Here is a 14,571-nt window from a genome sequence, read left to right as displayed (position 1 = left end):
AGATACGCGACGACATCCACGAAGCCTTCCTCACCCTCGGATGCGCACTCATCTGCTGGAGACGCCTGAAGTCATTGCGATAGGAGTTCTAAGGGCGACATGTGAGCCGATCGTGCCACATCGCAGGGCCAGGACGCCCCGCGTCCGCCGAGGCGTTTGCCGGAAGTGGCCGTGCAAGCTCATCAAGGGCCCGGTGCTGCAGCGCCCCGTACTCATCCCGGTCCGGTGGAACCGGCCCAGGGCCGCGCGGATCCGCTTCCCGTTGTGGACCGGCGGCCCCGGTGTGCCCGGGGCCGCCGGTCGGGTCGGACAGCCGTTCCGCCCGTGTTGCGGTCAGCTGCCGGAGCACCTTCACCGTGATGACGTACTCCGCGTCGTCGATGCCCTCGTGAAGGGCGGCGCGGATCGCGGGGGCGTTGCGTGCGAGTTCGACGCGGGCTCGTTCCCCCGCCTCGGTGAGCCACAGTCGGGAATCCACGTCCCGGGTCAGCCAGCCGCACTCCACGAGCACCTCGGCCTCCGCCGCCAGATCGTGCGCGCCAACCCGCAAGGCACCCAGGCGATCCACTCGATCGGCGAAGGCCACCGCACCTGGGTCGACTCACTGCCCGACTTCCTGGTCCCCACGACCGTGGAGGAGAACGGGCAGGCGGTCACCCGCCTGCTGCCCTTCGACAAGAGCCGGATTTGCCGAAGACGAAGCCCAGGTCGATGGCGTGGGGTGCGCCGTATGTGCCGCCGTCCTTGGGTGAGGGGGTGGTGAACAGGCCCATCCACACCGGCACCCCACGGTGGGCCAGGACTTCGGCGGTGCGGATGGAGGGGGCGCGGAAGGCGACGTCGCCGGCAAGGGCCATGCCCACCTGAGCCTCGGTCAGCTTGGGGCGGTTGTGGCGGTAGGCGGCGATGGCGGCATCGACGTGGTCCTTGCCGACGAGGTTGGCCAGCCAGGGCCGGAAGAGCACCTCCGGCATACGCCCGACCTCGGCAACTTCCTGTATCCAGGCTGCACAGCAGTCTCGGCTACCGCACACCCGCCGACTACGAGGCCACCCTCACGGCCTGACCACCACACCGATGGTGTCCGTCAAAGCGGAACAAGCTCAGCAGCTCCTGCGCGGTGATCAGCCGCTTGAACCGCGGATACGCGGTCCGCTCGATCAAAGTCACAACCCACCCCAGGCCCAGCTGACGCTCAACATCACCACCAACGACACTGAGCTGAACGGGTGACGGGCCGAGCCCTCAGGGCTTCAAGATCATCACGTTGCCCCTTTGACGCGTATCTCGGTCACATCCCGTGTTGGTGCATCACTCGAAACAGCGATCGTGCAACGCCTGTTGCGGCTGCTGGCGTCAGAGGACCTGGCGCTGAGCTGTAGCAATCCCACTAGATCTGCCTCGTGCCACAGCATCTACCCGAGAGAACTCTTGAGCGCCTCGTAGGCCACACCGGTCCAGTGGGCGGCGGGCTGGGCGGCGAGTTCGGCGTCGGACAACTGCTCGGTTGTCATGGGGCGTCCCCTCTGCTGCTTCCGGGTCGGGGCCTGCATGCCGTGCATGTCAGTCGTGCGGGCACAGCGACGCCGTGCATGTCAGTCGTGCGGGCACAGCGAAACCGTGGGGCCTCAAGTTGCGCTTGAGTCGAACGCATGACGTCACGGACGCCGTCCTGAGGCGAGGATCCACGTGACACACAGCGGGTGAGCGGTGTCTCACCGCCACGACGTTGCTATGCAACGAGGTGCATAGCAGGATCGGGCACATGGCGCTCGAGCACGCGATTCTCGTCTCCCTGCTGGAGAAGCCGGGCTCCGGCTATGAGCTGGCCCGGCGGTTCGAGCGGTCCATCGGGTACTTCTGGACCGCCACCCACCAGCAGATCTACCGCGTACTCAAGCGGATGGAGAGCGACGGCTGGGTCGATGTCCGGGAGGTCCCGCAGTACGGGCGTCCGGACAAGAAGGAGTACTCCGTCGCAAGGCCCGGACGGGACGCGCTCTCCGTGTGGCTCCACGAACCGACCGAGCCCGACAGCGTCCGGCACGACCTCGCGGTGAAGATCCGCGGCGCCGCCTTCGACGACCCGGCCGCCCTGATCAGGGAGGTCGAGCGGCATCGGCAGGCGCACACGGACCGCCTGGGCCACTACCTCGCGGGCGCGGCCCGCGACTTCGGGGAACCCCTGACGGACGGTCCGCCGGACGCCGAACGGGAACTCCAGCACGTCGTGCTGCGCGGCGGCATCGCGTACGAGCGCATGATGATCGCCTGGCTCGACGACGTCCTCGCCACGCTCGCCGGTTTCGCCCCCGGTCACTGACCGGCCGAGCCGGCCCTTAGGACGCAACCCAGGACATGACCCGGGACATGTGTCCGCACCCACCCTCACCTCCCAGCCGAAAGGCGGCACTCATGGCCGACGCGCTGCTCTTCAACCCGCGGACCTACGACCCCGCGCACTTCGACCCGGAGACCCGCAGGCTGCTGCGCGCCACCGTCGACTGGTTCGAGGAACGGGGCAAGCGCCGACTGATCGAGGACTACCGGACCCGTGCCTGGCTCGGCGACTTCCTCGCCTTCGCCGCCAAGGAAGGGCTCTTCGCGACGTTCCTCACGCCTTCCTCCGCCGCTTTGGAGGGCGAGGGCGACAAGCGCTGGGACACCGCCCGCATCGCCGCCCTCAACGAGATACTCGGCTTCTACGGTCTCGACTACTGGTACGCCTGGCAGGTCACCATCCTCGGACTCGGCCCGGTCTGGCAGAGCGACAACCCCGCCGCCCGTGCCCGCGCCGCCGAACTGCTCTCCCAGGGCGAGGTGTTCGCCTTCGGTCTGTCCGAGAAGGCGCACGGCGCCGACATCTACTCCACCGACATGCTCCTGGAGCCCGACGGCACGGGCGGTTTCCGGGCCACCGGCTCCAAGTACTACATCGGCAACGGCAACGCCGCCGGGCTCGTCTCGGTCTTCGGCCGCCGCACCGACATCGAGGGCCCCGACGGCTACGTCTTCTTCGCCGCCGACAGCCGCCACCCCGCGTACCACCTGGTCAAGAACGTCGTCGACTCGTCGAAGTTCGTCAGCGAGTTCCGCCTGGAGGACTACCCCGTAGCCCCGGACGACATCCTGCACACCGGCCGCGCCGCCTTCGACGCCGCCCTCAACACCGTCAACGTGGGCAAGTTCAACCTCTGTACCGCCTCGATCGGCATCTGCGAGCACGCGATGTACGAGGCCGTCACCCACGCGCAGAACCGCATCCTGTACGGCCGCCCCGTCACCGCCTTCCCGCACGTACGGCGGGAGTTGACCGACGCGTACGTCCGGCTCGTCGGAATGAAGCTGTTCAGCGACCGCGCCGTCGACTACTTCCGTACCGCGGGCCCCCACGACCGCCGCTACCTCCTCTTCAACCCGATGACGAAGATGAAGGTGACCACCGAGGGCGAGAAGGTCATCGACCTGATGTGGGACGTCATCGCCGCCAAGGGCTTCGAGAAGGACAACTACTTCGCCCAGGCCGCCGTCGAGATCCGCGGCCTGCCGAAGCTGGAGGGCACCGTCCACGTCAACCTGGCGCTGATCCTCAAGTTCATGCGCAACCACCTCCTCGACCCCGCCGCGTACGAGCCTGTCCCGACCCGCCTAGACGCGGCCGACGACGTCTTCCTCTTCCGGCAGGGGCCGGCCCGCGGCCTCGGCTCGGTGCGCTTCCACGACTGGCGGCCGGCCTTCGACGCGTACACCCACCTGCCCAACGTCGCCCGGTTCCGCGAACAGGCCGACGCACTCTGCGAGTTCGTACTCACGGCAGCACCCGACGAGAAGCAGAGCCGGGATCTCGACCTGCTCCTCGCCGTAGGGCAGCTCTTCGCGCTCGTCGTCCACGGGCAGCTGGTCCTGGAACAGGCGGCCCTGTCGAACCTCGACGAGGACGTGCTCGACGAGCTGTTCGCCGTCCTCGTGCGGGACTTCTCCGCCCACGCCGTCGAACTGCACGGCAAGGACTCCGCGACCGAGGAGCAGCAGCTCTGGGCGCTCGGCGCGGTCCGCCGGCCGGTCGTCGACGGGCCGCGTTCGGAGCGGGTCTGGCAGCGTGTGGAGGCTCTGTCGGCGGCGTACGAGATGACGCCCTGACGTCCTGAAGCCTTGGCGCACACGCCCGCGGAGTACGGTGGCCGCTCCCCCGTACTCCGCGGCGCGCGCCGGTGTGTGCGGAGGCCGGTTGGCCGAAGCACGACAGGTGCGGGACGGCTCAGCGACCTGAGTCCCCACGGCGAGGAACCTTGCCGGTTCGCCGTCCTCAAGCGCGGGCTGACGCCGACGGTGACCAACCGTGATTCCCGCTTCGTGGTGCCCGCGCCGGATTCAGCGATCACTACTGGGCCGCGGTGGACGCGCATGACTCGGTTGCCCTACGTCCTGTCACCCCCGGTCTCCCAGTCCAATGCGCTGGACATGTCCCGGCGGGCCCTGGCCGTCACCGCCGCCCTGCGGGCCAACGGCGCCACCGCGGTGAAGAACGAATCCAGCGGTGTGACCGGCGGTCGCGAGCGGTGGCCGGCCATCGCGGAGCGGGCGGCTGCCGCCGAGGGCGCGTACGAGCCGGCGTGCGTCCCCGACCAGGCGTGGGTGGTGCCGGCCCTCCGCGACGGGGAGGTGTTCCTCAGGTGCGGCATGCATCTCCTCGGCGAGGCCGACGTGCACGCACAGCTACACAGTGAGCCAACATGCACCCGCCACGCTTTGCCTGATGACTACCGGTAACGGAAGGTGCTGTCCTGCTCGCACTGTGTCGCGCAGCATAGTTGCCGGGAGACCTCGGCCGTCGTCCCGGCCGTGCTCCACGGCCCGCGGCAAACCAGCCGCCCAGCGAAACCCGCAGGTCAGAGAGCGGAATGTGCTGGAGTACTAGATTGGGCAGTGGAGGCTATGGTATGGATGCGTCGGAATTTTCCTGGCTGACGGCCGCGGAGAGCGGTGCCGTATCAGAGAACGGACCGGCCACAGCGCGGCTGCTCGCCGCCTGCGGGGCCGGTGTCGCCTGCCGCGACCGCACGCTCGACGACGTGCCGGCGTCGACAGCCGGCATTCCGGGCGACGTGGCTGTCCGAGCGGCCGAACGGCGCCGGTCCTTCGAGGCCGACGTCGCCGGCGAGGCACATGCCCCGGGCCGCCGTGCCGCGTCCGCGCCGCTCCCCGAAGCGCGGCGATCAGCAAGCCCTGTGCCCCAGCCTCCCCCATCAGTCGATGGGTCGACTTGTCCGTGCACGCTCTGCGGATTCGGCCGCACGCCTGATCTCCCGCACGACCCGGCCGCAAGGAGAACCAGCCGTGAAGACCCGATGCCTCCGACATGTCGGCCTCGGCGCGCTCAGCGCTCTCACCGTCACCGTGCTCAGCGCCTGCGGGTCCGGTGCCGGCACGGGGGTCGACGCGGACAGCACCCCGGTGGTGGGCGTCGACTACCCCCGCTCCGACACCGACTTCTGGAACGCGTTCATCCAGTACACCCCAGGGTTCGCCAAGGAGCTCGGTCTGGAGTTGAAGACCGCCAACTCGCGCAACGATGTCGCCAAGCTCGCCACCAACGTCCAGAGTTTCATCATCCACGGGGTGAAGGGCGTCGCGCTGGCCCCGCAGAACACCGCGGTGCTCAAGCCCATCCTGCAGCAGATGGCCGCGCAGAAGATCCCCGTGGTCACCCTGGACACCCGTCCCGACGCCGGCGACGTCTACATGGTGGTGCGCGCCGACAACCGCGCGTTCGGAGAGAAGGCCTGCCGGTTCCTCGGCACCAAGCTCGGCGGTGAGGGAAAGGTCGTCATGCTCCAGGGAGACCTTGCCTCGATCAATGGCCGCGACCGCACCGAGGGGTTCAACACCTGCATGAACAAGAACTATCCCAAGATCAAAGTACTCGAAGAGGCGACGAACTGGGACGGCGCAGTCGCGGCGGAGAAGCTGCAGACGGCTCTCACCACCCACCCTGACATCAAGGGCGTCTACATGCAGGCCAGTTCAGTGCTCTCCGGCACCCTGCAGGTGCTCAAGCAGCAGGGCCTGCTGGTCGGACCCGAGGACAGCAGACACGTGTTCGTGGTCTCCAACGACGGTACGCCCAGGGAGCTCAGAAGCATCGCCGAAGGCAAGATCGACGCCACCGTCTCCCAACCCGCCGACCTCTACGCCAAGTACGCCCTCTACTACCTGCAGGCGGCGATCGACGGCAAGACCTTCAAACCCGGCAGGACAGACCACGACAGCACGATCGTCGAAGCCCGCCACGGTGTCCTGGAGGACCAGTTGTCCGCACCGCTGGTGACCGCGGACGGCGGAACCTACGGCGGAGTTCCCAGCCTCAGGAGCGACGACAACTCCCTCTGGGGCAACAACCTCGGCTGACCTCACACGCGTGCGGTCGCCGAATGCCTCCGCGCGGCGACCGACCGACAACCACCCCACGCTGCCGCTTGCGCCGCGCCCCACGCCTTGCTCTCCGCCGCACCCCCCTGGACAGGATTGAGAGGTCGAGTGATGGCGGTGACTCGGCGACTGCTTGTTTCAGTGGCCCCGTCCGGCATGCCTTGGAGATACGTCCATGCTCATCGTCCATGCCCATCCGGGCCTTGAACCTGAACTGCCCCTGCGCAGGACATCGAGAGAGCGCCGGGCAGTGCTCATCTGATCGCCGACCGCATCGACTGCAGCCGGCTCAGGACGAGCGGGCCTGAAGGATCATGCAGGTAGTGGTGGCGTGAGCGATCAGATTGCCCTGGTCGTCCAGCACCTTGCCTTCGGCGGTGGCGGTCCGGCGGCCGGTGTGGATGACGGTGCCCTCGGCAGTCAGGGTCTGGCCGTCGGTGCGGGCGGCGCGGATGTAGTTGACCTTGAGTTCCAGGGTGGTGTAGCCGGTGCCGGCGGGCAGCGTGGTGTGGACCGCGCAGGCCATGGCGGAGTCGAGGAGGGTGGCGGCGATGCCGCCGTGGACGGTGCCGAGGGGATTGGCGAAGTCGGGTCGGGTGTCGAGGGAGATGACGACGCGGCCGTGTTCGACTTCGTCGAAGCGCATACCGAGCAGACGGCCGATGGAGGGGATGTCGGTGGGGCGTTCGGTCTGCACCCAGCGCATCAGCTCCAGGCCGGTCATGGCGGTGAAGTCGGTGGTGGTCATGGTCGTTCTCCTTGCATGGTCTGGTGGTGGGGCTGCCGCTGCAGCGAGAGGCGTGGTGGTTGTCGGGTGGGAGGCGGCTCGATACGAGGGACGCCGTCCTCGACGGGCAGGTCAAGGCCGAAGCCGTGGGGCAGGGCCGGGTGCCCCGGTTGCAGCCGGTCGTCGATCGAGACGACCGCGTGAGCGGTGCCTCGTGACGTGGGGATTCGCGACATCTAGGGCAGGGGCCCGGATCCGGCTCCGGGACGGTCGCGCAGGGTGTGGAGGAGCAGGTCGTGGATCTCGGCGGCGGCGGCCTCGATCGGGGCGGTGCTCTGCTCGGCACGGCACATGATCACTGCGCCTTCGGCCGCGGAGATGATGAAGGCAGCGATTCTGCGGCTGCGTTCTTCGGTCAGGCCGTGGCGCAGGAAGAGGACCGCGAGGGCCTTCTGCCAGCGGGCGAAGACGGCGGCGGCGGAGCGAGCGAGCTGGGGTGCGTCGTCGTTGGTCTCGACGGCTACCGCCACGATCGGGCAGCCGGCCCGGAAGCCGCTCTCCACAAGCCGGTCGCGCCAGAAGGCGAAGAACGTGTCGACGGCCCGCACCGGGTCGTCCGCCTGCGTGGCGGCGTCGATCAAGCCCGCGATGAAGTCCCCCGCCAGTGCCACTGCCTCGTCGATGAGCTGCGTTCGACCGCCGGGGAAGTGGTGATACACCGAGCCTCGCGGAGCCCCGCTGTGGGCGAGGACCCGGTCGATGCTGGTTGCGCTCGCCCCGTACTCGCGCAGCAGATCAGCGGCGCTGAGGATCATCCGGTCCCGGCTGTCACTCCTGCGCGGGCTCACTCGCCCACCACCTTCCGACGACGAGGTGGCCCCTGAGGGTCTACCTGTCGGTAAGTTATGGGGTATGCCATAGAACATGCAAGAGGGCCTGTCGCGTCGCTGTCTGGGCTTGGGGCGGCGAAGGGAGCGGTGCCGGCGGCGCAGCGGCCTTGACAGGAGGGCGGCGCTCGGGCTTTCCTTAAAGCGTTGCGTATCGCGATACTGTTGCTCCATCTGCAACTCATCGGTTTCTCTGGCGGCTCCCTCGACACGGAGCCGTGACGCCCGGCGTTGGAATGGCTCTGATTCCCCTACACCGCGGAGTAGCGCTTCAGATGACTCGCAAGGCACCTGGTGAGGACCCCGGCGACACCCGTCTGCGGGTCGGCCCCCCGAAGGAGTACGCCGCAGGCCTCCCCGCGGTCTCCTCCTCGCTGCGGCACGCAAGCGCGCAGATGGGGGCCCGCCGCAGCCTGCTCACCCTGCTCCGCGTCAACCAGAAGGAGGGCTTCGACTGTCCGGGCTGCGCCTGGCCCGAGCCCGATCACCGGCACAAGGCGGAGTTCTGTGAGAACGGCGCCAAGGCGGTGGCCGAGGAGGCCACGGCCCGCCGGGTCACCCCGGACTTCTTCGCCGAGCACACCCTGGAGGATCTGCTTCCCCGCAGCGACTACTGGCTCGGGCAGCAGGGGCGCCTCACCCACCCCATGTACCGCCCGGCCGGCGCGGACCACTACCGGCCGATCTCCTGGGACGAAGCGTTCGCCGTGATCGCCCGCGAACTGACCGCGCTCGACCACCCGGACCAGGCCGCCTTCTACACCTCAGGGCGGGCCAGTAACGAGGCTGCGTTCCTCTACCAGCTCTTCGTCCGCGGGTTCGGCACCAACAACCTGCCGGACTGCTCCAACATGTGCCACGAGTCCAGCGGCTCTGCCCTGGTGGAGACCATCGGCATCGGCAAGGGCAGCGTCAGCCTGGACGACTTCCATGAGGCCGACCTCGTCCTCGTGGTCGGGCAGAACCCCGGCACCAACCACCCCCGGATGCTGTCGGCGCTGGAGCAGGCCAAGGAGCACGGTGCCCGGGTGATCGCGGTCAACCCGCTGCCCGAGGCGGGGCTGCTCCGGTTCAAGAACCCCCAGAAGCCCTCCGGCGTCATCGGCGGCGGCACGCGGTTGGCTGACCAGTTCCTCCAGATCAGGCTGGGCGGGGACCAGGCGCTCTTCCAGGCCTTCAACCGCATGCTGCTGGAGGCGGAGGACGAAGCACCCGGCAGCAGCCTGGACACCTCCTTCATCCAGCGGTACACGCATGGCTTCGAGGAGTTCGCCGAGCACGCCCGCAAGGCGTCGTGGGACGAGATCCTGGCTGCCACCGGTCTGCCGGAGGAGGAGATCCGCGCAGCCTTCCGCCAGGTGCTGGCCGCCGAGAAGATCATCGTCTGTTGGGCGATGGGCCTCACCCAGCACAAGCACTCCGTACCCACCATCCGGGACGTCGTCAACTTCCTTCTGCTGCGCGGCAACATCGGCCGTCCGGGCGCCGGCCTCTGCCCGGTGCGCGGCCACTCCAACGTGCAGGGCGACCGCACCATGGGCATCTACGAGAAGCCGGACGACGCGTTCCTGGACAGGCTCGGCGCCGAGTTCGCCTTCACACCCCCGCGACGCCACGGCCGCGACGCGGTCGACAGCATCCGCGCCATGCGCGACGGTGACATACGGGTCTTCGTCGCTCTGGGCGGCAACTTCGTCGCCGCGGCCCCCGACACCGACCTGACCGAGCAGGCGCTGCGCAGGTGCCGCCTCACCGTGCAGATATCGACCAAGCTCAATCGCTCGCATGTCATCGCCGGGGAGCAGGCGCTGATCCTCCCGTGCCTCGGCCGGACCGAGGCCGACCTGCGTCCGGGCGGGCCCCAGCAGGTCACGGTGGAGGACTCCATGGGCATGGTGCATCTGTCGCGGGGGCGGCTCGCGCCCGCGTCCGAGCACCTGCTGAGCGAGGTAGCGATCATCTGCCGGATGGCGCGGGCCACCCTGGGGGCAGCGGACCCGCAGGTGCCCTGGGAGGAGTTCGCCGCGGACTATGACCGCATCCGTGACCGCATCGAACGCGTGATCCCCGGCTTCGAGGACTTCAACGCCCGGGTACGACGGCCGGGCGGCTTCACGCTTCCCCACCCGCCCCGCGACGAGCGCCGGTTCACGACCGCCACGGGTCTGGCCAATTTCACCGTCAACCTGCTGGAGAGCCCCAAGGTCCCGCCGGGCCGGCTGCTGCTCCAGACGCTGCGCTCCCACGACCAGTACAACACCACCATCTACGGCCTCGACGACCGCTACCGGGGCATCCACCAGGGCCGCCGGGTCCTCTTCGTGCACCCCGACGACCTCACCGAGCGGGGACTGGCCGACGGAGACATGGTCGACATCGTCAGTGAGTACGGCGACGGCGTGGAGCGCAGGGCATCCGCCTTCCGAACCGTGTCGTACTCGACGCCCCGCGGCTGCTGCGCCGCCTACTTCCCCGAGACCAACGTCCTCGTACCCCTCGACTCCACGGCGGCCATCAGCAACACCCCCACCTCGAAATCCATCGTCGTCCGACTGGAGCCGCTGTCCGCCGGTGCCTGGATGATCGATTCCAAGGGGTCAGTGATCGTAGGCGATCAGTGAGCGTAGGGCGGTTTGTCCGGTGGCGTCGTTGTGCCAGACTGCGGCGGTCAGCGCGAGTATGCGTTGCACGACGCGTGCGATGACGCCCCCGGGTGTGCGTCCGCGGTGCAGTTCGAAGTCGAGCTGTCCCTTGAACGTTTCGTTGATCGACTCGATGACCTGTCGCAGGGGTTTGAACAAGTGGGCTCCTGGCCGCTCGCGTTCGCCTGTGCGGGCTGGCCTGAGCAACTCGGCTATCTGATCTTGATGATTACCCTTCCGAACGGGCCGGCCGATTCGTAGTACCGGTACGCTGCCACGGCTTCTTCGAACGGGAACGCCTGGTCGAGGACTGGTCGGAGCCGATGCGCGGTAATGAAGTTGTTCATTGAGGTGAAACGAGCGCGACTGCCGACGGCCAACGCCCGGACCGTAGCGGCGACGCCGAACAGCAGACGAGGGTCGAACCGGTGGCCAGTTGCCGGAGACGGACCCCACGAAGGCGAGGCGTCGAGCGGTAAGGGAGTCGCCGTCCGGCCGGCTGGCCGGACAGTCTTCTGCTGGGCCTGGTGGATCTCCTGGACGCCCTTCGTCGGAATGTTCATCGCGCGCATCAGCCGTGGTCGGACCGTCCGGCAGTTCGTGGGCGGGGGCATTCTGGTGCCCAGCACCGTCAGCCTGCTGTGGTTCGCCATCTTCGGCGGCTCGGGATGCACCTCCAGGACGAGAAGCGTCTCAGCGACGCCTCGACCGCCCAGGGGCAGCTCTTCGACGGGCTCCAGCAGTACCCCGTCGCCACGATCACCAGCGTGGTGGTGATGATCCTCGTCGGGATCTTCTTCGTCTCAGGTGCCGACGCCGCCTCGATCGTCATGGGCACGCTCTCGCAGCGCGGATCCCTGGAGTCGACCCGGGGTGTCGTCGTCTTCTGGGGTGTGCTGACCGGAGCGGTCGCCGCGATCATGCTGCTCATCGGCGGAGGCAAGGGTGACGCCCTCACCGGCCGCGGCTTCTGACGCCCGCCGACCGACCTCTCCGGTGCCCGCCCCCTGGCTCGCGACCCGCGCGAGCCGGGGGCGGGCTTCTGTTTGTTCTGTGCGTGTTGCGCTCTCTGGCACGCAACACCATGAGCGGCCCCACGGGGACCAGTCGACGCCTTGACAAGGGTTCAGGGCGACCTCAGACTGATGTTGCGCTTACCGCAATCCGTTTCGCTATACGCACCGAGGTGTCATGATGATTCCCGCGTGCCGTCTCGAGGACCTTCCGCGAGGCGAGGCCATCCGGCTCGACATCGACCCGCCGGTCTCGGTGTTCCACACCGACGACGGCGAGGTCTTCGCCATCGACGACACCTGCACCCACCAGGACGCTTCGCTCGCCGACGGCTGGCTGGAGGGCTGCGAGGTGGAATGCCCGCTGCACGCCTCGAAGTTCGACCTGCGCACCGGAGCGGTCGACGCTCCGCCGGCCAAGCTGCCGGTGCGGACGCACGAGGTCGTCGTCGAGGACGGCATGATCCACGTGAAGGTCTCCACGGACGCCCCCAACCTGCCGCCCTGCATCTCGGCCCGGCTCGCCGGTGGTCCCGTGTGAGAACGGCCGCCGTGGTCGCCGCCTCGGCGGCCGGCCCGTCCGCGGCGAGGCGGCGTGCCCGGCTGTGCTGGCGCGGCTCCGGCGGCCGCATCGATGCCATCGAGGAGTCACCTCGACCGCGTAGGCCCTCGTACTCGACGCGCCTGCCGTGGAAGTGGCCCCGGTGCTGCTCACCGGCCCGCTGGGAGAGGCCGTGGGCGTCATCATCCCCGCCTTTCACGAAAGCGCCGCCGGACGCAGGCCTCCCGGTGCGGCTTGGTATGGGGCGGGCGTCGTCTGCTTCGCCACCCCCGTGCGTCGCGTGGCTGACACATTCCGACGGCGTTCTGCTCGACACGGCGTCCAGCGCGGAGCCGACAGCCCTACCGGTGGCACGGTGCGGTCGCGGTCGGCGACCGCACCGTGCCACGACCGGGCCTGCATCGCCGGGCGGGCAGTGGACCGGCGCGCCAGGCACCCCGTCGCCTGCTCGGTCCCCATCGCGTTGACTCCCTCCTCCGCCGTGCAGTTGCACGCACCAAGCCCCGCTCACCGGCAGTCATCAAGGTGCCGCAACCCGAAGTCGGCATGATCCAAACGGCAGACCCCAGCTCCACCGGTTCATTGCGCTGGCGCAGGCGAGAACGCCGCTGCGCCCTGGCGTCACCGGCATCTTGACACCACCCCGGCGGCATCGCATGCTGCGTTGCATATAGCGCGCAGAGTTGTTTCATGTGCAACGCCGTCCGGAGTTGCTCTTCCCGGCGCGTGACAGTCCGATCCACGACGTTCCCGAGGAGTGCACCGTGACCTCGACCAGCCTGCCGGACAGCCTGATCGCCACCCTTCCCGGCTCCTCCTACACGGACCCGGCGGTCTTCGCCCAGGAGCAGGAGCACATATTCGAGACCATGTGGTTCTGCGTCGCGCGCGCCTCCGAGCTGGCGAAGCCCGGCGCGTTCCGCACCGTCGACGTGGGCCGCGAGAGCATCCTCGTCACCCGCGCCCGGGACAACTCCGTCCGCGCCTACTTCAACGTCTGCCGCCACCGCGGCGCCAAGCTCTGCACCGAGGAGGCCGGCGAGGTCAAGCGGGCCTTCCAGTGCCCCTACCACGCCTGGACCTACGATCTGAACGGCAAGCTCGTCGCGGCACCCAACCTCACCAAGATGCCCGACGTCGGCCGCACCGAGTACGGCCTGGCGGGCGTGGCCGTGCGGGAATGGCTCGGCTATGTGTGGGTGTGCCTGGCGGAGAATCCGCCCTCCTTCGAGGAGGACGTGATCGGCGCGGTCGTCGAGCGGCTCGGCGACGTCGAGTCCATCGAGCGCTACGACATCGACCACCTCTCCGTCGGCAAACGGATCGTCTACGACGTGCAGGCCAACTGGAAGCTGATCATCGAGAACTTCATGGAGTGCTACCACTGCGCCACGATCCATCCCGAACTCACCGAAGTGCTCCCGGAGTTCGCGGACGGTTACGCGGCCCAGTACTACGTCGGCCACGGCGCGGAGTTCGGTGCGGAGATCCAGGGCTTCACCGTGGACGGCTCCGAGGGGCTGGACCGCATCCCGGGCGTCGCCGAGGAGCAGGACCGCCGCTACTACGCGATCACGGTCAAGCCGCAGGTCTTCATCAACCTGGTGCCCGACCATGTCATCTTCCACCGGATGTATCCGGTGGCCGTCGACCGCACGGTCGTCGAGTGCGACTGGCTGTATCTGCCGCACGTCGTCGAGAGCGGCAAGGACGTCAGCCGCTCCGTGGAACTCTTCGACCGGGTCAACCGGCAGGACTTCGACGCCTGCGAACGCACACAGCCCGGCATGAGCTCCCGGATGTACGCCAAGGGCGGTGTGCTGGTGCCCAGCGAGCACCACATCGGCGCCTTCCACGACTGGGTCAACGAACGGCTGGGTGCCTCTCCGGCCTGACTCGGCGCAGCTGGTCGAGCTCCCGAGGCGGCGGCGGAGAACTGGGTGGAGGCCAACCGCATCGAGGCGGACGCCGGGATCACGTAGCCCCGGAGTGGGGGAGCGGAAGCCGGTCGGATCATGCCCGGTGGGCGGCGTGCACAGGAGTGCGCCGCCCGCCGGGCATCGCCGTGCTCAGGCCCATGTCGAGGCAGGTGTTCCGGCCCTTTTTCCGAGGTCCCGGGACCCTTGACACCCACCTGCACGGAAGGCACATTGAGTTGCGCAACCTGAATCGCGTTGCGCAGGCAGCAACTCAATTGGCTCGACTGGTCAACAAGGCGGAGGTGCGGCGATGGCGGGACCCCGAGTGGTCATCATCGGGGCGGGGGTCGTGGGAGCGGCTCTCGCGGACGAGATCTCCGCGCGTGGCTGGA

Annotated in this window: 11 protein-coding genes and 4 pseudogenes; 8 read left to right on the top strand and 7 right to left on the bottom strand. The window is 68.5% G+C overall.

Annotated features, from left to right (window positions below; genetic code table 11):
* Positions 1–311: 311 nt before the first annotated feature.
* From ACZ43N_RS42580 to ACZ43N_RS42570, 3 genes and pseudogenes are all read right to left on the bottom strand, one after another.
* A pseudogene (locus ACZ43N_RS42580) lies at positions 312–532 on the bottom strand (MarR family transcriptional regulator); the annotation flags it as partial.
* Between the two features lie 121 nt (positions 533–653).
* The gene (locus tag ACZ43N_RS42575; RefSeq protein WP_468105241.1) at positions 654–974 is read right to left on the bottom strand and encodes a hypothetical protein; all 321 of its coding nucleotides are present in this window, start codon (positions 972–974) and stop codon (positions 654–656) included.
* A 459-nt stretch (positions 975–1,433) separates the two neighbouring features.
* A pseudogene (locus tag ACZ43N_RS42570) lies at positions 1,434–1,514 on the bottom strand (MarR family transcriptional regulator); the annotation flags it as partial.
* Between the two features lie 251 nt (positions 1,515–1,765).
* Here ACZ43N_RS42570 and ACZ43N_RS42565 point away from each other — a divergent pair.
* From ACZ43N_RS42565 to ACZ43N_RS42550, 4 genes are all read left to right on the top strand, one after another.
* Complete coding sequence (locus ACZ43N_RS42565) at positions 1,766–2,323, top strand: PadR family transcriptional regulator (RefSeq protein ID WP_468105239.1); 558 nt, start codon at positions 1,766–1,768, stop codon at positions 2,321–2,323.
* A gap of 92 nt (positions 2,324–2,415) precedes the next feature.
* A complete protein-coding gene (locus ACZ43N_RS42560) occupies positions 2,416–4,140 on the top strand; it encodes an acyl-CoA dehydrogenase family protein (protein WP_468105238.1) in 1,725 nt (574 codons plus the stop codon).
* A 264-nt stretch (positions 4,141–4,404) separates the two neighbouring features.
* Positions 4,405–4,770, top strand: a complete 366-nt coding sequence (locus ACZ43N_RS42555) for a hypothetical protein (RefSeq protein ID WP_468105236.1) — start codon at positions 4,405–4,407, stop codon at positions 4,768–4,770.
* 567 nt (positions 4,771–5,337) lie between these two features.
* On the top strand, positions 5,338–6,408 hold the full coding sequence (locus ACZ43N_RS42550) for a sugar ABC transporter substrate-binding protein (RefSeq protein ID WP_468105234.1): 1,071 nt from the start codon (positions 5,338–5,340) through the stop codon (positions 6,406–6,408).
* Between the two features lie 310 nt (positions 6,409–6,718).
* Here ACZ43N_RS42550 and ACZ43N_RS42545 read toward each other — a convergent pair whose 3' ends face one another.
* Positions 6,719–7,177 carry a PaaI family thioesterase gene (locus tag ACZ43N_RS42545; protein ID WP_468105232.1) on the bottom strand — a complete coding sequence of 153 codons (459 nt, stop codon included), beginning with the start codon at positions 7,175–7,177 and terminating at the stop codon, positions 6,719–6,721.
* A gap of 215 nt (positions 7,178–7,392) precedes the next feature.
* Positions 7,393–8,004 carry a TetR/AcrR family transcriptional regulator gene (locus ACZ43N_RS42540; RefSeq protein ID WP_468105230.1) on the bottom strand — a complete coding sequence of 204 codons (612 nt, stop codon included), beginning with the start codon at positions 8,002–8,004 and terminating at the stop codon, positions 7,393–7,395.
* Positions 8,005–8,318: 314 nt separating this feature from the next.
* Between ACZ43N_RS42540 and ACZ43N_RS42535 the strand changes: the two genes are divergently transcribed.
* Positions 8,319–10,664 carry an FdhF/YdeP family oxidoreductase gene (locus ACZ43N_RS42535; RefSeq protein ID WP_468105229.1) on the top strand — a complete coding sequence of 782 codons (2,346 nt, stop codon included), beginning with the start codon at positions 8,319–8,321 and terminating at the stop codon, positions 10,662–10,664.
* Here ACZ43N_RS42535 and ACZ43N_RS42530 read toward each other — a convergent pair.
* Together ACZ43N_RS42530 and ACZ43N_RS42525 are read right to left on the bottom strand one after the other, a co-directional pair.
* Positions 10,641–10,895, bottom strand: a pseudogene (locus ACZ43N_RS42530) (IS982 family transposase); the annotation flags it as partial. The gene ACZ43N_RS42535 and the pseudogene ACZ43N_RS42530 overlap by 24 nt on opposite strands.
* 2 nt (positions 10,896–10,897) lie before the next feature.
* Positions 10,898–11,248 carry a zinc-binding dehydrogenase gene (locus ACZ43N_RS42525; protein ID WP_468105227.1) on the bottom strand — a complete coding sequence of 117 codons (351 nt, stop codon included), beginning with the start codon at positions 11,246–11,248 and terminating at the stop codon, positions 10,898–10,900.
* Here ACZ43N_RS42525 and ACZ43N_RS42520 point away from each other — a divergent pair.
* The 3 genes and pseudogenes from ACZ43N_RS42520 (at position 11,241) to ACZ43N_RS42510 (ending at position 14,155) form a co-directional block, all read left to right on the top strand.
* A pseudogene (locus ACZ43N_RS42520) lies at positions 11,241–11,659 on the top strand (BCCT family transporter). The gene ACZ43N_RS42525 and the pseudogene ACZ43N_RS42520 overlap by 8 nt on opposite strands.
* 217 nt (positions 11,660–11,876) lie before the next feature.
* On the top strand, positions 11,877–12,239 hold the full coding sequence (locus ACZ43N_RS42515) for a bifunctional 3-phenylpropionate/cinnamic acid dioxygenase ferredoxin subunit (protein ID WP_468105225.1): 363 nt from the start codon (positions 11,877–11,879) through the stop codon (positions 12,237–12,239).
* A 785-nt stretch (positions 12,240–13,024) separates the two neighbouring features.
* Positions 13,025–14,155, top strand: a complete 1,131-nt coding sequence (locus ACZ43N_RS42510) for an aromatic ring-hydroxylating oxygenase subunit alpha (protein WP_468105223.1) — start codon at positions 13,025–13,027, stop codon at positions 14,153–14,155.
* Positions 14,156–14,571: the final 416 nt, after the last annotated feature.

The organism is Streptomyces sp. NPDC030814 (assembly GCF_055572155.1).
This window is presented reverse-complemented; position numbering and strand designations above follow the sequence as displayed.

Coding starts and splice junctions, on each gene's coding strand:
- ACZ43N_RS42525 (WP_468105227.1), bottom strand. CDS start 11,248: ATGAACATTCCGACGAAGGGCGTCCAGGAGATCCACCAGGCCCAGCAG.
- ACZ43N_RS42575 (WP_468105241.1), bottom strand. CDS start 974: ATGCCGGAGGTGCTCTTCCGGCCCTGGCTGGCCAACCTCGTCGGCAAG.
- ACZ43N_RS42515 (WP_468105225.1), top strand. CDS start 11,877: ATGATGATTCCCGCGTGCCGTCTCGAGGACCTTCCGCGAGGCGAGGCC.
- ACZ43N_RS42555 (WP_468105236.1), top strand. CDS start 4,405: ATGACTCGGTTGCCCTACGTCCTGTCACCCCCGGTCTCCCAGTCCAAT.
- ACZ43N_RS42560 (WP_468105238.1), top strand. CDS start 2,416: ATGGCCGACGCGCTGCTCTTCAACCCGCGGACCTACGACCCCGCGCAC.
- ACZ43N_RS42535 (WP_468105229.1), top strand. CDS start 8,319: ATGACTCGCAAGGCACCTGGTGAGGACCCCGGCGACACCCGTCTGCGG.
- ACZ43N_RS42545 (WP_468105232.1), bottom strand. CDS start 7,177: ATGACCACCACCGACTTCACCGCCATGACCGGCCTGGAGCTGATGCGC.
- ACZ43N_RS42565 (WP_468105239.1), top strand. CDS start 1,766: ATGGCGCTCGAGCACGCGATTCTCGTCTCCCTGCTGGAGAAGCCGGGC.